This window comes from Clostridium sp. TJA020 (assembly GCF_058310295.1).
Map to the genome: position 1 here is coordinate 1 of NZ_JBZEFC010000005.1, position 19,141 is coordinate 19,141.

The 19,141-nt window shown below is 29.3% G+C and carries 15 protein-coding genes, 10 tRNA genes and 1 other annotated feature; all 25 genes read right to left on the reverse strand.

What is annotated here, in order from left to right; all coding sequences use genetic code 11:
- Window positions 1-1,209 (reverse strand): UDP-N-acetylmuramoyl-L-alanine--D-glutamate ligase (murD, locus tag AC4FQ1_RS08830; protein WP_491169495.1); only part of this gene is annotated, 1,209 nt, incomplete at its 3' end.
- 216 nt (window positions 1,210-1,425) lie between these two features.
- A complete protein-coding gene (locus AC4FQ1_RS08835) occupies window positions 1,426-1,809 on the reverse strand; it encodes a PH domain-containing protein (protein ID WP_303130514.1) in 384 nt (127 codons plus the stop codon).
- 179 nt (window positions 1,810-1,988) lie between these two features.
- Entirely contained in the window at window positions 1,989-3,389 is a 1,401-nt protein-coding gene (locus AC4FQ1_RS08840; RefSeq protein ID WP_303130512.1) for a glycine--tRNA ligase, read from the reverse strand.
- Window positions 3,390-3,437: 48 nt separating this feature from the next.
- Window positions 3,438-3,603 (reverse strand) — a binding site (T-box leader).
- A gap of 115 nt (window positions 3,604-3,718) precedes the next feature.
- Window positions 3,719-3,793, reverse strand: a tRNA-Asn gene (locus AC4FQ1_RS08845).
- Window positions 3,794-3,805: 12 nt separating this feature from the next.
- Window positions 3,806-3,880 (reverse strand) — tRNA-Asn (locus AC4FQ1_RS08850).
- 15 nt (window positions 3,881-3,895) lie between these two features.
- Window positions 3,896-3,970, reverse strand: a tRNA-Asn gene (locus AC4FQ1_RS08855).
- Between the two features lie 187 nt (window positions 3,971-4,157).
- Window positions 4,158-5,663, reverse strand: a complete 1,506-nt coding sequence (lysS, locus tag AC4FQ1_RS08860) for a lysine--tRNA ligase (RefSeq protein WP_491169496.1) — start codon at window positions 5,661-5,663, stop codon at window positions 4,158-4,160.
- Between the two features lie 14 nt (window positions 5,664-5,677).
- Entirely contained in the window at window positions 5,678-6,160 is a 483-nt protein-coding gene (gene greA / locus AC4FQ1_RS08865; protein ID WP_303130508.1) for a transcription elongation factor GreA, read from the reverse strand.
- Window positions 6,161-6,436: 276 nt separating this feature from the next.
- Window positions 6,437-7,420: a tRNA dihydrouridine synthase DusB gene (gene dusB, locus AC4FQ1_RS08870; RefSeq protein WP_303130507.1), complete on the reverse strand. Its 984-nt coding sequence runs from the start codon at window positions 7,418-7,420 to the stop codon at window positions 6,437-6,439.
- Window positions 7,421-7,427: 7 nt separating this feature from the next.
- A complete protein-coding gene (locus AC4FQ1_RS08875) occupies window positions 7,428-8,207 on the reverse strand; it encodes a type III pantothenate kinase (protein WP_303130506.1) in 780 nt (259 codons plus the stop codon).
- Window positions 8,208-8,334: 127 nt separating this feature from the next.
- A complete protein-coding gene (locus tag AC4FQ1_RS08880; protein ID WP_491169497.1) occupies window positions 8,335-10,005 on the reverse strand; it encodes a formate--tetrahydrofolate ligase in 1,671 nt (556 codons plus the stop codon).
- Between the two features lie 236 nt (window positions 10,006-10,241).
- Complete coding sequence (ftsH, locus tag AC4FQ1_RS08885; RefSeq protein ID WP_491169498.1) at window positions 10,242-12,044, reverse strand: ATP-dependent zinc metalloprotease FtsH; 1,803 nt, start codon at window positions 12,042-12,044, stop codon at window positions 10,242-10,244.
- Between the two features lie 75 nt (window positions 12,045-12,119).
- A complete protein-coding gene (hpt, locus tag AC4FQ1_RS08890; RefSeq protein WP_303130501.1) occupies window positions 12,120-12,659 on the reverse strand; it encodes a hypoxanthine phosphoribosyltransferase in 540 nt (179 codons plus the stop codon).
- A 2-nt stretch (window positions 12,660-12,661) separates the two neighbouring features.
- Entirely contained in the window at window positions 12,662-14,062 is a 1,401-nt protein-coding gene (tilS, locus tag AC4FQ1_RS08895) for a tRNA lysidine(34) synthetase TilS (protein ID WP_491169499.1), read from the reverse strand.
- Between the two features lie 275 nt (window positions 14,063-14,337).
- A complete protein-coding gene (gene spoIIE / locus AC4FQ1_RS08900) occupies window positions 14,338-16,728 on the reverse strand; it encodes a stage II sporulation protein E (protein ID WP_303130499.1) in 2,391 nt (796 codons plus the stop codon).
- Between the two features lie 346 nt (window positions 16,729-17,074).
- Window positions 17,075-17,163: transfer RNA gene (locus AC4FQ1_RS08905), tRNA-Leu, on the reverse strand.
- A 7-nt stretch (window positions 17,164-17,170) separates the two neighbouring features.
- Window positions 17,171-17,247: transfer RNA gene (locus tag AC4FQ1_RS08910), tRNA-Met, on the reverse strand.
- A 7-nt stretch (window positions 17,248-17,254) separates the two neighbouring features.
- Window positions 17,255-17,330 (reverse strand) — tRNA-Met (locus AC4FQ1_RS08915).
- A gap of 31 nt (window positions 17,331-17,361) precedes the next feature.
- Window positions 17,362-17,450 (reverse strand) — tRNA-Leu (locus tag AC4FQ1_RS08920).
- Between the two features lie 8 nt (window positions 17,451-17,458).
- A tRNA-Met gene (locus AC4FQ1_RS08925) sits at window positions 17,459-17,535 on the reverse strand.
- 7 nt (window positions 17,536-17,542) lie between these two features.
- A tRNA-Met gene (locus AC4FQ1_RS08930) sits at window positions 17,543-17,618 on the reverse strand.
- 25 nt (window positions 17,619-17,643) lie between these two features.
- Window positions 17,644-17,732: transfer RNA gene (locus AC4FQ1_RS08935), tRNA-Leu, on the reverse strand.
- 185 nt (window positions 17,733-17,917) lie between these two features.
- On the reverse strand, window positions 17,918-18,325 hold the full coding sequence (locus AC4FQ1_RS08940; RefSeq protein WP_303127455.1) for a S1 domain-containing RNA-binding protein: 408 nt from the start codon (window positions 18,323-18,325) through the stop codon (window positions 17,918-17,920).
- Between the two features lie 55 nt (window positions 18,326-18,380).
- A complete protein-coding gene (locus AC4FQ1_RS08945; protein WP_303127453.1) occupies window positions 18,381-18,671 on the reverse strand; it encodes an FtsB family cell division protein in 291 nt (96 codons plus the stop codon).
- A gap of 80 nt (window positions 18,672-18,751) precedes the next feature.
- A complete protein-coding gene (gene yabQ, locus AC4FQ1_RS08950; protein ID WP_303127451.1) occupies window positions 18,752-19,141 on the reverse strand; it encodes a spore cortex biosynthesis protein YabQ in 390 nt (129 codons plus the stop codon).

Consider the following 19,141-nt stretch of genomic DNA (forward strand, 5'->3'; position numbering starts at 1 on the left):
TTCTATACCTTTTTCTTCTTTTAGTTTATTAAATGCATTTTTTATTTTTTCTTTAGTATCTCCTAATAAAATTAGAGTTTTTATAAATTTATAGCCTTCTTCAGCTAATGGTTTAAATGGAATATGTTTATCATAGCCTCCAGCTATTAATATTACTTCTTCATCAAAAGCCTTTAAACCTGCTAATGTTCTTGTAGGGCTTGATGCTATTGAATCATTATAATACTTAACGCCATCAATCTCTCTAACTAACTCACATCTATGTTCTACTCCACCAAATGTTTTACAAACTTCTTTCATTGTATTTATCTCTACATCATCTTTAGTAGCTATAAATGAAGCTAAGTAATTCTCAACATTATGCATTCCTTTTAACAATATTTCATTTCTACTTATTACTTCTTGTCCTTCTAAATAAAGTTTGCCATCATTATAGTAAGCTCCATTTTTTAATATTCTTTTTGAGCTAAACTCTCTAACTTCACCTTTAGCTTCTTTTTCGAATGAATATGTTATTTCATTTTCTCTATTTACAACTAATACTCCATCCTTTTCTCCATATAAAAATATATTTTTCTTTGCATCTATATATTCTTGCATGTCTTTATGCATATCTAAATGATTAGGTGCTAAATTTGTACATATAGCTACATCTATAGGTAAATCCATAGTCATAAGTTGAAAACTTGATAACTCTAAAACTACCATATCATCTTTTTTTATATCTTCTATTTGAGAAAAAAGAGGTGTACCTATATTTCCTCCAACCCAAGTTTTATATCCTTGCTTTTCTAATAATTTTGATATTATAGTTGTTGTTGTTGTTTTTCCGTCACTACCTGTTACTCCATAAATTTTTCCTTTACAATATCTAACGAACTCTTCCATCTCTGATGTTATGTATGCCCCTTCTTCTTTAGCTCTAACCAAAGCATCACAATCAATTCTCATAGAAGGAGTTTTGAATACAACATCAAATCCACTTAAATTGTCTAAATAATTTTCTCCAAGTGAAAGTTTTACACCTTTATTTTTAAATTCTTCAGCTATCATGCCAAGCTTATCTTCAGTTTTTATATCAAAAGCTGTTACTTTTGCATCTAATTTAACCAAAAAATTTATAAGAGGAATGTTACTAACCCCTATACCTACTACAGCTACTTTCTTATCTCTTATAAAATCTTTAAATTCTTTAAAATCTTTTCTCATACTTTGCCTCCAAGTCTTCCTTGCCCTCAACTTATATTATGAGTCGTCTTTAATTTTGTCCCATTTGCTTTTAATTATAACACTATATATTATTATTTTTAACTACTGTAAAATATCATATATACTAATTTAAATAAATCTAAATAATTTTATTTTATTTTTTATTAAATATCTATTATTTAAAGAAATAAAAAAGGTACTTAAAGATAGTACCTTTTATTTTATTACATATTCATCTATTACTTTAAAAACTTTAAATAATAAGTCATTCATATTTTTGTCCTTTAAAAATTGAAGTTCTATTTCAAGCCCTCCAGACAAAGTTAATTTAATTTCAGAATCTAAATCGAATCTTCCTGATGTCTCAATAGAATAAGTAACTATTTTGCTATAGGGTATTACAAAATACTCTACTTTCTTGCCTGTTAATCCTTGCTTATCACATATCAATATCTTTTTATCAGTAATTATTGCGGCATCTCTAAATGTCTTTATTGCAAATAAAGTTTTTTCATTATTATTTATAAACTTATTCAACTCTTCCGGCGCTTGTATCTCTCCATAAAAATTAAACACTCTCTTATTTAATATCTCAGCCATATTTATACCTCCCAAAACCAATAAAATATTGTATATTTATATATTAATAATATTATAATTTTAAAATTTAAACTACAATTTATAATATTATTTTCATAATAATTATTTTTAAACATTTATATATAAAAATAAAAGGAGCATTTTAAAAATGCTCCCTTTATTTATTTAAAATTATATAATTAAAATTCTAAACTCTTTGCTATATAAGCTTCTAAATCTTCTATTTTTATTCTTTCTTGTTCCATTGAATCTCTATCTCTAACAGTTACTGCTCCATCTTCTAATGTATCAAAGTCTACTGTTATACAGAATGGAGTACCAATTTCATCTTGTCTTCTGTATCTCTTACCAATACTTCCTGTTTCATCAAAATCTATATTGAATTTCTTTGCTAACTCACCATAAACTTCTAGAGCTTTATCTGATAATTTCTTTGATAAAGGTAATATAGCCGCCTTAAATGGTGCAAGTGCTGGATGAAGGTGCATTACAACTCTTGAATCTTGCTTTGTTTCTGTTGATAAATCTTCTTCATCATAAGCATCAACTAAAAATGCTAAAGCAACTCTATCAGCTCCTAATGATGGTTCTATACAATATGGTACATATCTTTCATTATTTGAAGGGTCTAAGTAGCTCATATCTTGACCTGAATGTTCTTCATGTTTCTTTAAGTCATAGTCTGTTCTATCAGCTATTCCCCAAAGTTCACCCCAACCAAATGGGAATAGGTATTCTATATCTGATGTTGCTTTTGAATAGAATGATAATTCTTCAGCTTCATGATCTCTTAATCTTAAACACTCTTTATTCATTCCTAAATTTAATAGGAAATTCCAACAATAATCTCTCCAGTATCCAAACCACTCTAAGTCTGTTCCTGGCTTACAGAAGAATTCTAATTCCATTTGTTCAAATTCTCTTGTTCTAAATGTAAAGTTACCTGGTGTAATTTCATTTCTAAATGATTTACCTATTTGAGCTATACCAAATGGTACTTTCTTTCTTGAACTTCTTTGAACTTGCTTAAAGTTTACAAATATACCTTGAGCTGTTTCTGGTCTTAAGTATATTTCATTTTTAGCATCTTCAGTTACTCCTTGGAAAGTCTTAAACATTAAGTTGAATTGTCTTATTTCAGTATAGTTCATCTTTCCACATTTAGGACATACTATATTATGTTCTTCTATGTATGCTTTTAATTGTTCATTTGACATACCATCTGCTGAAGCAACTTCTACTCCACTCTCAGTCATATGATCCTCAACTAATTTATCAGCTCTAAATCTTGATTTACATTCTTTACAATCCATTAATGGATCTGAGAATCCACCTAAGTGACCTGAAGCTACCCAAACTTCTTTATTCATTAAGATAGCACAATCAACTCCTACATTATATGGGCTTTCTTGAACAAATTTCTTCCACCATGCTTTTTTTACGTTATTTTTAAATTCTACTCCTAAAGGACCATAATCCCATGAGTTTGCAAGTCCACCGTATATATCTGAACCTGGGAATATAAATCCTCTATTTTTACATAGTGCAACTATTTTTTCCATAGTTTTTTCTACTGCCATTGTTAATCCCTCCAAAAATTTTTATAATAAAAAAAGCCTTAAGCACAATAAAGGGACGAAAAACTTTCCGCGGTTCCACCCTTCTTGGCTAAAGCCCAACTTTCTAATTAAAATGCTCAAAAGTTCCCTTCAATTTAATCTATTAATGATTTGCACCTACCATCATCTCTCTTTAAATAAATATAAATTTACTCTTCTTTATCAACGCATCTATTAAATTTTAAATCATAAATTTATTTTACCAAAAGGTTTTTATATGTCAAGGTATATAGCTTGATTTAATAAAAAAAGCAGTGATTAAAATCACTGCATAAATTCTAAATTAAAAATGGCTCCGCAGAGAGGATTCGAACCTCCAACCTATCGGTTAACAGCCGAGTGCTCCACCATTGAGCTACTGCGGAATATTTTTAAAATGGCTCCACGGAGAGGACTCGAACCTCCAGCCTATCGGTTAACAGCCGAGTGCTCCACCATTGAGCTACCGTGGAATATTATTTTAAAAGTGGCTCCGCGAAGAGGATTCGAACCTCCAACCTATCGGTTAACAGCCGAGTGCTCCACCGTTGAGCTATCGCGGAATATTTGCTACATTTGATATTATATCATCTTTTATATAAAATGCAACTATTTTTTAAAACTTTTTTATTTTATATTTAAATTAATTTATTTTAATAAAACTATATTATGTTTAAAAGAGCTTTTTATTTTAAATAATATTACATACAAAAAAGGATACCTCTAATGAGATATCCTTAATATATGCAATTATTTTGCTGGTTTCATTGTTGGGAATAGAATAACGTCTCTTATTGATGATGAATCAGTTAAGAACATTATCATTCTATCAATACCAATTCCAAGTCCACCTGTTGGAGGCATACCTGTTTCTAAAGCACTCATGAATTCTTCATCTAACATATATGCTTCATCATCTCCGTATTCTCTTTCCTTAGCTTGTTGTTCAAATCTTTGTCTTTGAACTATTGGATCATTAAGTTCTGAATATGCATTACATACTTCTCTTCCATATACAAATCCTTCAAATCTTTCAGTAAATTCTTCATTTCCTCTCTTTTTCTTAGTAAGAGGTGATATTTCTACTGGATAATCAATTAAGAATGTTGGTTGAATTAAGTTTGATTCACCGTATTCTTCGAATAACATATTAAGAACTTCTCCCTTAGTTACCTTATCAAGTGGTTTAGGGAATTCTAAATGTTTTTCTTTAGCTATTGCTTGAGCTTCTTCATCTGATTTTATTTCATTAAAGTCAACTCCTGCATATTCTTTAACAGCATCAACCATAGTAATTCTTCTCCATGGTGGCTTAAAGTCTATTTCTGTTCCTTCGTACATTACTTTAGTTGTTCCATTTACTTTTTCACATACATAAGCAATCATATTTTCCATAATTTCCATCATATCATTATAATCAGCATATGCTTGATATAATTCTATAGCAGTAAACTCTGGATTATGTCTTACTGAAACTCCTTCATTTCTAAAGTTTTTACCCATTTCATAAACTTTTTCAAATCCTGCTACTATTAATCTCTTTAAGTATAACTCTGTAGCAATTCTTAAATACATATCTATATCTAATGCATTGTGGTGAGTTATAAATGGTCTAGCAGCTGCACCACCAGCTATTGGTGAAAGTATTGGTGTATCAACTTCTAAGAATCCTTTTTCATCTAAAAATTCTCTTATAGCTTTTATTATTTTTGATCTCTTTATGAAAGTATCTTTTACTTCTGGATTAGTTATTATATCCACTTCTCTTTGTCTATATCTTAAATCAGGATCTTTTAATCCGTGGAATTTTTCTGGAAGTGGCTTTAATGATTTACAAGTTAATTCAAAATCTGTAACTTTAACTGAAACTTCACCAGTTTTAGTTTTAAATACTTCTCCTGTTGCTGCAACCCAGTCACCTAAGTCAAAACTCTTATATGCTTTTAAGTTTTCCTCTCCAACTGCATCAATCTTTATGAATAATTGGATTTTTCCGTCTCTATCATGGATATCTGAGAATACAACTTTCCCTTGTCCTCTCTTTGACATTATTCTTCCTGCTACAGTTACAACTTGACCTTCTAATTCTTCAAAGTTTGATTTAACTTCTTCTGAACTATGAGTTCTTTCCACTTTATATACATCAAATGGATCTTTTCCAGCTGCTTGTAATTCAGCTAGTTTTTCTCTTCTAAGTGCCTCTTGTTCACTTAACTGAGCTTCTAATTCTTGTACATTAATTTCCTCAGTTGACATTAATTATCCCTCCGTTATTGTCTACTTATCTCTAAGACTTCATATTTATTAACTCCATCAGGTACTGTTATTTCAACGATATCTCCAACTTTTTTACCAATAAGTCCAGCTCCAACTGGTGACTCATTTGATATTTTAAATTCCATTGGATCTGCTTCTGCTGAACCTACTATTGTATATTCAACTTCTTCGTCAAATTCATAATCTTTAACTTTAACCTTAGCACCAACTGAAACAACATCTGATGGTATTTCTGATTCATCTACAACTTCAGCATTCTTAAGCATATTTTCTAATTGAAGTATTCTTCCTTCTGTAAAAGCTTGCTCATTTTTAGCTTCATCATATTCTGAGTTTTCACTTAAATCTCCGTATCCTAATGCTACTTTTATCTTTTCAGTTATTTCTTTTCTTTTAACTGTTTTTAAGTATTCTAGTTCGTTTTCAAGTTTCTTTACGCCTTCGTAAGTCATTACAAATTTCTTCTTTTCACTCATATTTAACTCCCCTTTAATAACCTAAATCGGTCTATATTTTACTATAATATTTTCAAACTATTAGAGCCCTACAAATATTGAAATTCATTTAAAATATTATAAAGCAGGGCATATAATATGTCAACAAATCTAGTGTCTTTAAACAATTACATACTATATATTATATATCCAAATACATATATACTTTATTCATATATAGTATTAATTAATTGTTTTTATGTTTAAAAATAATACAACTTTTGAATAAAGCAAAAACTTTATTCAAAAGTTAATATTTTATCTTAATTTTAAATGCTTTAATTCATTTTTATAATCAACTAAAAGTTTCATTACTTCTTTGCTATCATTTAATGTATTCATTACATTTCTTATCTCAGTACATTTAGGTAATCCTTTTATATACCATGATGCATGTTTTCTCATTTCTCTTATAGCTTTATGCTCACCATCATACTTTATAGCAAGCTCATAATGTCTAATGCACATATTGATTTTATCTTCAGGACTTATTTCTATAGGTTCCTCTCCATTTAAAACCCTTTCAATTTGTTTAAATAACCACGGATTACCCATACTTCCTCTTGCAATCATAATACCATCGCAATTAGTAAGTCTTTTCATATCTAATGCATCTTCTGGTGTAAATACATCACCATTTCCTATAACAGGTATATTTACACGCTCTTTAACTTCTTTAATTATATTCCAATCAGCTTTACCTTCATACATCTGCTTTCTAGTTCTACCATGTATAGCAATAGCATCAGCTCCTGCCTTCTCTAAAGCAAGCGCAAATTCAACTGCATTTATATTATCTTCATCAAAGCCTTTTCTAAATTTAACAGTTACAGGTTTGTTAGAAACACTTTTTACTTTTCTAACTATTTCAGCAGCTAACTCTGGATTTTTCATAAGAGCTGAACCATCACCATTTTTAACTATCTTAGGTGCTGGACACCCCATATTTATATCTATTATACAAATATCTTCTCTCTTATTAAAATGCTCCTCAACCATCTTTGCCATAATATCTGGTTCATGACCAAATATTTGAACAGCAACCGGTCTCTCTTCATCTGCTATCCTTAAAAGCTTATTAGTATTTTCACTCCCATAAAAAAGTGCTTTTGCACTAACCATTTCCGTATATACTAATCCGCATCCTTGTTCTTTACAAAGTCCTCTAAACGCAATATCAGTTACTCCTGCCATAGGTGCTAGAAATACATTATTCTTAAATTCTAGATTTCCTATTTTCATACGAGTACTACTCCTTATTTTTATTGTATATTAATCTTAATCCTTCTAGTGTTAATTCTCCGTCAACTATATCTATAACATCTGTTTCTTTTGCTATTAAATTAGCTAAACCTCCAGTAGCTATAACTATCGGTTCTTCTGAACATTTATTTCTCATTTCTTTTTTCATTTTATTTACTATATATTCAACTTGCCCAATATATCCATATAAAATACCAGCCTGCATACTTACAGTAGTATTTTTACATATAATATTTTTTGGTACTTCTAGCTCTATTCTTGGTAGCTTTGCCGCTCTTTCAAATAATGCATCTGATGATATACCTATCCCCGGAACAATACATCCCCCTAAATAATCACCCTTTTCTGTTATTGCACAAAATGTTGTTGCTGTACCAAAATCAATTACTATATTTGGTTTTTTATATAATTCAAAAGCTGCAACAGCATTTACTATTCTATCTGCTCCAACTTCTTTAGGATTATCATATTTTATATTTATTCCTGTTTTTATTCCAGGACCTACAATAATAGGCTCTTTACAAAAACATTTTCTTATCATATTTTCTAAGGAATGCATTATATTAGGCACAACCGATGATATTATTATACCTTTAACTTCCTTTGGATTTAAACCACTTTGTGAGAATAACTGCATTACTTGAATACTATATTCATCAGAAGTTTTCTTTGCATCTGTTGATATTCTCCAACTTGCTATATAGCTATCATCTTTGTTTACCCCTAACACTATGTTAGTATTCCCTACATCGACAAGCAAAATCATAAAAGCACCACCTTAATATAGTTAAAAGCAGCTATAATCAAAGCTGCTTTTATTACAATAAACTAACTTAATTTTAACAATATAATTTTAACAATTCGGCAGTATTTGTCAAGAGTTTAACAGATTATTAGAATAATCCAATAATTTCTCCATTATCTAATATATCCATTTTATTTGCAGCAGGAACTTTAGGAAGCCCAGGCATAGTCATTATATCTCCTGTTAATGCTACAATGAATCCAGCTCCATTTGACACTCTAACCTCTTTTACAGTTATATCAAAATTTTCTGGTTTTCCAAGTAAATTAGGATTATCTGATAATGAATACTGTGTTTTAGCCATACATATAGGTAATTTATCTAGATTAAATTTCTCAAGTTCTGCTATTTGTTTTTTAGCTGCTGGCGTATAATTAACATGATTAGCTCCATATATTTCCTCAGCTATTTTTAAAATTTTATTTTCTATACTATCCTTTTCATCATATAAAACTTTAAAATCAGCTTCATTGCTATTTAATACATCTAGAACTTCTGAAGCTAATTCAGTTCCACCTTCTCCACCTTTTGCCCAAACATCTGAAAGTGCAACTCTCACACCTTTTGATTTACAAAAATCTTTAATAAATTCAATTTCTTCATCACTATCTGTAACAAATCTATTTATAGCAACAACAACTGGAACATTATATTTTTCTATATTTTCAATTTGCTTTTCTAAATTTGATATACCAAGTTTTAAAGCTTCAATGTTTGGTGTATTCAATTCAGCTTTAACAACACATCCATGATGCTTTAAAGCTCTTATTGTAGCTACTATTACAACACACTCTGGATTTAAATTCCCATATCTACATTTTATATCTAAGAACTTTTCAGCTCCAAGATCAGCTCCAAATCCAGCTTCCGTAATAACTATCTCACCTAAATTTAAAGCAAGTTTAGTTGCTAGTATTGAGTTACATCCATGTGCAATATTAGCAAAAGGTCCTCCATGAATTATTGCTGGAGTGTTTTCTAACGTTTGTACTAGATTAGGCTTTATAGCATCTTTCATAAGTAATGTCATAGCACCTTGAATATTTAATTCTTTTGCGTAAACTGGCTCACCATCTAAATTATAAGCAATTAATATATTACCCATTCTTTCTTTAAGATCATTTAAATCAGTAGCTAAACAAAGTATTGCCATTATTTCTGATGCTACTGTTATCATAAATCCATCTTCTCTTAAAAATCCATTTACCTTTCCACCCATTCCAACTACTATATTTCTAAGAGCTCTATCATTCATATCCATAACTCTTTTAAATAATATTCTTCTTGAGTCTATTCTCAAATCATTTCCTTGATGTATATGATTATCTATAGCTGCAGCTAATAAATTATTAGCTGATGTTATTGCATGCATATCACCTGTAAAATGTAGATTTATATCTTCCATAGGAACAACTTGTGCATATCCACCACCAGCTGCTCCACCTTTAATTCCGAATACAGGTCCAAGTGAAGGTTCTCTTAACGCTATAACACTTCTTTTTCCCATTATACTTAAAGCATCTCCAAGTCCAACAGTTACTGTTGATTTTCCTTCTCCAGCAGGAGTTGGATTTATTGCTGTTACAAGTACTAGCTTACCTTTATTATTATTTTCATTATTTTTTAAAATATCTAATGATATTTTACATTTATATTTTCCGTATAACTCTATATCATCATCTTTTAAATTTAATTTTTCAGCAATTTTTATTATTGGTTCCATTTTAGCTTCTTGAGCTATTTTTATATCACTTTTCAATACCATAACCTCTTTTCCATTAAATAATATTCGTTATTTTTAAATAAATATATTTTATTATACATTACTTTTCTAAAGTATACCATCAAAAATATTATAACCAAAGATTTTTTCGAATTATTTTTATAAAATAAATAAAATTATTCGTGTTATTGCAATGATTATCATATTATTTTTGTTATTTCCCAGAAAATAAAAGAGAGTCTTTAATAGACTCTCTTTATACTTATTTAAATTTATGCTTCTTCAAAAATTCTTTCAAATTCTTCTCTTTCTAATTTCTCTTTTTCAAGTAACGCTCCTGCTACAGCATGTAACTTAGCTATATTATCTTTAAGAATTTTCTCAGCTCTTCTATAAGCTTCATCAACAAGACTTTTAACTTCCTTATCAATTTCAGCACCGATTTCTTCTGAGAAGTTTCTTCCTCTTCCTAAATCTCTACCTAAGAATACTTCATTTTGATCTGCACCATATGATATTGTTCCAAGCTTTTCGCTCATACCATATTCCATAACCATACTTCTAGCTATAGCACTTGTTCTATCTATATCATTTTTAGCTCCTGTACTTATATCACCTAATATAAGTTTTTCAGCTACTCTACCTCCAAGAAGTCCAACCATATCATCTTTCAATCTTAATTTTGATGTATATGCTCTATCTTCATCAGGTAAATGCATAGTGTACCCACCAGCTCTACCTCTTGGTATTATACTTATTTCATGAACTGGATCAGAGAATTTAAGAGATTTCATAACTACTGCGTGACCAGCTTCATGATAAGCAGTAAGCTTTCTATCTTTTTCACTAATAACTCTGCTTTTCTTTTCAGGACCAGCTATCACTCTTGTTATAGCCTCTTCCATATCCTGCATTGTTATAGACTTATCTCCTCTTCTAACAGCAAGTAAAGCTGCCTCATTAGTAAGGTTTTCTAAATCTGCTCCTGCAAAACCAGGAGTTCTCTTAGCTAAAACATCAAGCTTAACATCTTCTGCTAAAGGTTTTTTTCTAGTATGAACCTTAAGTATTTCTTCTCTTCCTTTTACATCAGGAGCTCCAACTACTATTTGTCTATCAAATCTACCTGGTCTTAAAAGAGCAGGATCTAATATATCTGGTCTATTAGTAGCTGCAATCATTATGATTCCTTCATTCATACCAAAACCATCCATCTCAACAAGTAGCTGATTAAGTGTTTGCTCTCTTTCATCATGTCCTCCGCCAAGACCTGCTCCCCTTTGTCTACCAACAGCATCTATTTCATCTATAAATACTATACAAGGAGCATTCTTTTTAGCATCTGCGAAAAGATCTCTTACCCTTGATGCACCTACGCCTACAAACATTTCTACAAAGTCAGAACCTGAAATTGAGAAAAATGGAACTCCAGCTTCTCCAGCTATAGCTTTAGCAAGCAATGTTTTACCTGTTCCAGGAGGTCCAACCAAAAGAACTCCTTTTGGAATTCTAGCCCCCATTTCTGTATATTTAGTTGGCTCTTTTAAGAAATCAACTATTTCTTCTAATTCTTGTTTTTCTTCGTCAGCTCCAGCAACATCATTAAATGTTACTTTCTTAGAATCTGGTGTTGCAACTTTAGCTCTGTTTTTACCAAAGTTCATAACACCTCTTCCTCCACCTCCACCTTGTGATTGTTGAGTCATAACAAATAATAACACTAAGAATAATACTATAGTTAAAACTGTAGGTATTATTGATAGCCAAGCACTTGTGTTTGATGGTTTTTCAAAATCAACTTTAACATCCCCTTTAGGACTATCAGTTATCAATTTATTTACTAATTCTTTAGGTGCATATGTTATAAATTTCTTATTATCATTTAAAACACCTTCAATAGTCATATTATCTTCACGAACATATATCTTAGTTATTTGATTTGAGTTCCATTTCTGCTGGAACGAACTATATGAAATAGTATCCGCTTTACTTCCTGTTTCCCACATAGCTACTGATGCAAAAATCAGAACAGCTAATGCAACAATCCATACAGCTGCACTTGAATATTTCTTCATTCAAGGTCCCCCTCTCTTTTTTAATTATTTTTTACATATTAACATAGATGTATTCTTTATACAATTTATCCAAATCTATTTATTATATACTTCCTCTTTTAATATAGCTATATAAGGTAGATTTCTGTACTTCTCTGCATAGTCTATTCCATATCCAACTATAAACTCATTTGGAACTTCAAAGCCGATATATTTAACTTCTAAATCAGCAGTTCTTCTTTCTGGTTTATTTAATAATGATACTATTTCAATACTTTCAGCTCTTCTAGCCTTTAAATATTTTAAAAGATAACTTAATGTTATTCCACTATCTACAATATCTTCAACTAAAAGAACATGCTTACCTTCTATACTATGGTCTAAATCCTTTAATATTCTAACAACACCTGAAGTTTCTGTTGAATTACCATAACTTGAAACAGCCATAAAATCTATTTCACAAGGTATAGTTATATTCTTTATAAGGTCTGCAGCAAATAAAACTGATCCTTTTAAAACTCCAACTACAAGTAAATCTTTACCCTTGTAATCCTTGCTAATTCTACTACCTAACTCTTTAACTTTTTCAGCTAATTGATTTTCATCAAATAATATTTCTTTAACGTCTTCTCTCATGTTTATAATTCCTCTCTTTTAATCTCTATTTTAATAATTTTTTTTGTATTACTTGTTACCTTAAATGTGTTTGATGTTTTAAGCCCTACAAGCCAAGCAATTTCATCATCAAACTGAATAACCGGAATTTCGTCTCTATAGTCCTTAGGTATTTTCATATCTATAAATATATCTTTAATTTTTTTACTTCCATTCATACCTAAAGGAATTATTCTATCTCCATTCTTCCTTTTTCTGATAGTAACATACCTATTAATTTTATCATAATCAAAATACTTAATTAAGTCATTATTTTGAAATTTTAAACTTTTTTCTTTAGTTTTAACTTCAAATTCAATTAGACACCCTAAAAAATTAATTTTAAAATTATTTAAGTCTTCTTTTTTTATTATTTCGTCTTCTATTTTATTAGCTATTTTATTTAATCTATCCTTTTTTCTTATATATACTTTACCATATATATTTTCAGCAAAGATATTGTTAGGTAAATCTATTCTTTTATGTGTTCCAATACTTTCAAGATTTATAACTTCTTTTATGTGCTTTAACTCAAAATCATATTCGCTCTTTGAAAGTTTAGTTAATGATTTTCTTATTACCCTAGTAATTATTGCCCTTTCTTCTAAAAATAATTCTTCAGAAATTATTATTTCATCATCTTTAACTTCGCAATATTTATTAAAAGATTTTTCTGCTTCATTATCTATAAATTCATTATCATCTTGAAGCAGCAAACTCATTCTATTAATAGCTTTTATAACATCATTATTAAAATTTTTCTGCATATAAGGCAATATATCTAACCTTATTTTGTTTCTGCTATATATATTTTCTAAATTTGTTCTATCTATTCTTGGATTTAAATTATTATCTTCACAATATTTTTCTATATACTCTCTCTCTAAAAACAATATTGGCCTTATATATAAATTATCTCTAAATACCGGAATTCCTCCTAAACCTTCAAGACCTGTTCCTCTCATTATTCTCATAATAATAGTTTCAGCTTGATCATTTGCATTATGTGCTGTAGCTATCTTAGTATACCCATATTTATCTTTTATTGAGTTAAAGAAATTATATCTACAGTCTCTTCCAGCAGTTTCTGTTGATACCCCTCTATCTTTTGCTATCTTATCAACATCTAATCTGATACTATAAAAATCAATACCTAACGATTCACAAAAACTTTTTGAATATTGTTCATCCTTTATTGCTTCTTCACCTCTTAACATATGATTTATATGAGCAGCTCCAAGTTTTAATTCATATTTATTCTTTACACTATTTAATAAATGTAATAAGCATATAGAATCCGGTCCCCCAGATAAACCTATTAACACCTTGTCTCCTTTATTTATAAGATTATTTTCATCAATATATCTAATAAAATCTTTAACCATATTATCACTTCCTACGTAAACTTTGCTAAATCATAATTTTGTCTTATTTATATGATACATTATATTATGTTTTTTGTAATATTAAAATTATATGTACTAAACTATATAAATCTATAAAATTAATGAAACTTACAATAAAAAAGCTGACAATAAGCCAGCTTTTTATTGTAATATACTAGATTCATAAAAACTTATTTATCTTAAGCTTTAGCTAATTTACATAAACCAAATATTTTTAACTAACCTAATAAAATTGAATATTTAATTTATATTCATTAATACACTGAATAAACCTTTGAAACTATAATAGTCATATCATCTTTTATTTTTCCACCATTAATATCTCTTGAATATTCTAATATGTCCATAGCAAGATCTTTTGGATCACTATCATTTTTAATTAAATAATCCTCAAGCCATTTAGAATCTCCAACACCATCTTTATCTACATCCAAAACTCCATCACTTAATGTTATTATTAAATCCCCACCATTAATCATTTCCTCAACACTTTCAACTTCTATCTTATCAACCAAACCAAAAGGTGGCATATTTGATGATATTTTATTTATTTTATTTCCTCTCTTTATAAAACTTGCAGCAGCTCCAACCTTATAAAAATGGGCTTTTCCTGTATACAAATCTATTGTATTTAAATCTAATGTAGCAAATTTTTCATCTTCCTCAAATTTCATACTCATTATAGAATTTACAGTTTCTAAAGCTGTATTTATCCCTAAACCCTCTTCTATAAACTTTTCAACTAAATCAACAGTTATTTTACTTTCTTTACCTGCTTCTGGACCTGATCCCATACCATCACTTAATATAGTTACATATTTTCCACCTGGATAATTTCCAAAAGTACATGTATCTCCAGTATACTGCTCTCCCTCTTTAACTCTAACTCCTGCATAAGATTTTATTTTATACTTAGGCATTTCTTTTAAAAGTATTGAACATTCTTTGTTATTTGGTTTTATCCTACACCCTTCATCACTTATCATCATAGGATTTTTCATTACTTTATTTACTACTGGAAGAACATTTTTTATGCAATAATCACATCTTGAACATTTTTCCATATTTATTTTTATGTTAACCTTTCCACCCTTATCATTAAAACAGAAAACTTCTTTATATTTTATAGAGTTTTTGTTTAACTCTCTCCTAACAATTCTTTCAACATCTAAACACCAATCTATATCTCTTTTTATATCTCCAACCATGTTATATAAATTATTTGACATGTTATTTAAATGATTTGATATAAGAATTCTACCTTCTGATAATTTTCTTTTTGTTATTTCATTTGCATTTAATATATTTAATACATCTTCTGAATTCCTTATTAAATCATACTTATTTATACATTTCTTTTCTAATTCCATAGGAAAATAATCTCTTCCCTCTTCTCTTCCCTTTAATAATAATTGAAAAGCATTATATGTTTGAGTGAACTCTCTATCCCAACATCTATTACAATTTTCACAATTTTCACAAACTCTATCAGCTAAATTTTCAATTAAAGCCGTACTTCTATTTTTGTATGAAAGCTTATCATTATCAGATATATTTCTTAATGATTTTGATACAACCCCTAACGTATTCTCAAATCCTTGAACTTTTCTTGTAAATTCATCTTTTATTTGATTTAAATGTTCTTCTTGCATTGCATCAATTTTAACTTCTTTACAAAGTTCAAGTTCTAAAGTTTTTAATATTTTCTTTGGTATTAATAGGAATATAAAACCTCCAATTAATATTTCAAAAATCCCTTGAACATATAACCCTTTAGAATATAAAGATAAAATTAAAAATACTATCATTGATGATAAAAATGAAAATATTTTACCAGTATCCTTAAATAAACCTACAATTAAACCAACGCTGCCATAAATACCTATACCACTAATCATATCTCCTGATGTGATTCCAAGTATTACCCCCATAGTTATACCGATAGCTGCACCATTAGCTGACCCACCAATATAAGCTATAGAAATTACAATAGCTAATGATATTATATTTTTTATTGAAACTCCTACTATTGAAATTTCACCTATTCCAGCAGCCATTAAGCATATTATTATTGCTATACTTATTATTTCTTCTGTATTAAAGAAATAATTTGTGTTATATTCTCCAATACATCTTAAACTGTATTTTACAACAAAATATACTGGAACAATTAAAACTGTATTAAGTATAGAGATAGTTACACTAACGCCAAAATCATATTTTACTATCATTAAATTATATATTGTATAACTTAAAAATATTAATAAAAATAAACTTAACACGCTAATATTCTTTTTAAATTTATTTACTAAAAATGTATATCCTAAAATAGTTAAAACTGTTGTTAAGTATATCCATCCATCACTTAACGTAGCATTAACTGTAAAATACCCAATAATAGCTCCAGTTGCTGATGACAATATTTTATTTTGTGTTTTTGTCATAATTATGCTTATTAAAAAAGCCAATCCAAAAGGTGATACTCCAGATATATCACCTTCACCAAACATTATTGTTACTCTACTCAATAATAAAGATGTTATAAATATGATACATAAAATAAAGGAATCTTCCCCTAATTCTATTTTTTTACTATTTTTTTTACTTAATCCTTTTATTCTTCCCCCACTTAGTCCGTATTGCATATATCCCCCTCCGTTAATTACCAAAAATTGTAATTAAATTATAGCAACTTATCTTTTCGATATATGTCATTTTATGTTATACATTCAAACTTTCGTAAGACAATTTTCTTTAATAAATTCAACTTTCTATATTTAATCTTATTTTTCGATATTTTAATAAATTTCTAATAATTATGAACAAACTAAAGAATTAAAAGGATTGATATTAAATTTCTCAATATTTATATAATGTCAATATATATATTTTTTTGTTATTTCTTAATATATATTTTTATACATAAAATAAAAATTTACCACAAAATACTTTTGAAAATAAAAAAAGGATCTAAGAAAAATCTTAGATCCTTGGTGCCGAAGACCGGAATCGAACCGGTACGGTGTTTAACCACCGCAGGATTTTAAGTCCTGTGCGTCTGCCAGTTCCGCCACTTCGGCAAGGCATTGGTAGCGGAAATAGGACTTGAACCTACGACACTTCGGGTATGAACCGAATGCTCTAGCCAGCTGAGCTATTCCGCCAAACTTTTGGTTGCGGGGGCAGGACTTGAACCTACGACCTTCGGGTTATGAGCCCGACGAGCTACCAACTGCTCCACCCCGCGATATTATATATTTTATTTTCAAAAATTAACTTGGTGCCGAAGACCGGAATCGAACCGGTACGGTGTTTAACCACCGCAGGATTTTAAGTCCTGTGCGTCTGCCAGTTCCGCCACTTCGGCAAGTTAATTGGTAGCGGAAATAGGACTTGAACCTACGACACTTCGGGTATGAACCGAATGCTCTAGCCAGCTGAGCTATTCCGCCAAACTTTTGGTTGCGGGGGCAGGACTTGAACCTACGACCTTCGGGTTATGAGCCCGACGAGCTACCAACTGCTCCACCCCGCGATATTATATTTTATTTTGAAAAACTTGGTGCCGAAGACCGGAATCGAACCGGTACGGTGTTTAACCACCGCAGGATTTTAAGTCCTGTGCGTCTGCCAGTTCCGCCACTTCGGCATGCGTTTTTCTCTGTCATTTCCTGACGACAATAGTTATTATATATTATAGCTATATAACTGTCAACATTTTTTTTGAAATTTATTTTATTTTATTTTTAATATAATAAAAAGCCTGTAGTTTTCTTATCTACGGCTTTTTACTTATATAGATTTATATATTAAATTTATATGATGATCTACTTTTTAAAATGATTTTTTACCACTTTTACTTCTGAAATCTTGATGCTTTTTAACATCTTGCATTCTTTCTTCGCTGTCTTTTAAAAATTTTGACATTTTATCTTCAAAATTTCCAGAAACCTTTTTCTTTTCTGCTGCCCAATCAAATTCAGCTGGTCTAACTGATTTTTTTTGTTTTGGTTCAGCTTGTTTTATTGATAAGCTAATTTTACCATTATCATCAATTGAGATAACTTTAACCTTCACCTTATCTTGTTCTTTTAAATGTTGTCTTATGTCCTTTACAAAAGAATCTGCTACTTCTGATATGTGAACTAGACCTGTTTTTCCGCCTTCTAATTCTACGAAAGCTCCGAAATTAGTGATATTTACCACTGTACCCTCTAATATGTTTCCTGCCTCTAAGGTCATGTTTAAAAGACTCCTCCTTAATTAAATAAAATATATATATGTTATTTTGAATAACCTAATCTTTAGTCTTTGAGTCCTCTTTTTTATAATTTACGATTTTTTCTCCAGGCTTAACCATATTAAGCCTTTCTCTCGCTAAGGTCTCAATATATTCATCAGAATTAGCGCTTTTAACTTCTTCTTCAAGTTGCTTGTTTTTCTTTTTCAGTGTTTCTAATTCTGTTTGTTTATTTGCTATTTCACTTTCTATTCTTTTAATAGCTCTTTCCTGTCTAATAAAACCAAACAAAAAAACAAGGCATAGCAATAATATTATTAAATTCTTCCCTTTTATCTTTTTTATCATCCATAGTACCTCATTTTTTAACTTCTATAAATATATTTTAAACACTCTGAACCTTTAATTCAAGTTATTTTTAATTATATTTAGTTTTTGTTTAAAATCTTAGACCACATAATTCTAATAGGATAACTAAAAGTCTTGTAACTGCATCTTATAATAGTTTTAAATCCAGACAAAATAGTTTTTTCAATCTTAAAAACTATCTTACTAAAAAGTTTTAAGTATATGAATAAAGCTAAACCCATGCACAAGTATACATAAGTTCCTAAAAAAGCATAATTTGTATAAAGCAAAAAAATAAAAATAATTATAGAACATAATAACCAAAATAATATATCTTGTATTGCTATTATAAGTTTATGTCCATCATTTCCTCTTATTAATCTATATATATCAAAAAAAACTCCTAATATAATTCCAGAAGCTAAAGCATATATTATAATCTCAAACTGAACTTCTAACTCTAAAGGCAT

Coding starts and splice junctions, on each gene's coding strand:
- AC4FQ1_RS08940 (WP_303127455.1), bottom strand. CDS start 18,325: ATGACCTTAGAGGCAGGAAACATATTAGAGGGTACAGTGGTAAATATC.
- AC4FQ1_RS08875 (WP_303130506.1), bottom strand. CDS start 8,207: ATGATTTTGCTTGTCGATGTAGGGAATACTAACATAGTGTTAGGGGTA.
- lysS (WP_491169496.1), bottom strand. CDS start 5,663: ATGTCAACTGAGGAAATTAATGTACAAGAATTAGAAGCTCAGTTAAGT.
- dusB (WP_303130507.1), bottom strand. CDS start 7,420: ATGAAAATAGGAAATCTAGAATTTAAGAATAATGTATTTCTAGCACCT.
- tilS (WP_491169499.1), bottom strand. CDS start 14,062: ATGGTTAAAGATTTTATTAGATATATTGATGAAAATAATCTTATAAAT.
- hpt (WP_303130501.1), bottom strand. CDS start 12,659: ATGAGAGAAGACGTTAAAGAAATATTATTTGATGAAAATCAATTAGCT.
- greA (WP_303130508.1), bottom strand. CDS start 6,160: ATGAGTGAAAAGAAGAAATTTGTAATGACTTACGAAGGCGTAAAGAAA.
- AC4FQ1_RS08840 (WP_303130512.1), bottom strand. CDS start 3,389: ATGGCAGTAGAAAAAACTATGGAAAAAATAGTTGCACTATGTAAAAAT.
- ftsH (WP_491169498.1), bottom strand. CDS start 12,044: ATGAAGAAATATTCAAGTGCAGCTGTATGGATTGTTGCATTAGCTGTT.
- spoIIE (WP_303130499.1), bottom strand. CDS start 16,728: ATGCAATACGGACTAAGTGGGGGAAGAATAAAAGGATTAAGTAAAAAA.
- yabQ (WP_303127451.1), bottom strand. CDS start 19,141: ATGCCTTTAGAGTTAGAAGTTCAGTTTGAGATTATAATATATGCTTTA.
- AC4FQ1_RS08835 (WP_303130514.1), bottom strand. CDS start 1,809: ATGGCTGAGATATTAAATAAGAGAGTGTTTAATTTTTATGGAGAGATA.
- AC4FQ1_RS08945 (WP_303127453.1), bottom strand. CDS start 18,671: ATGATAAAAAAGATAAAAGGGAAGAATTTAATAATATTATTGCTATGC.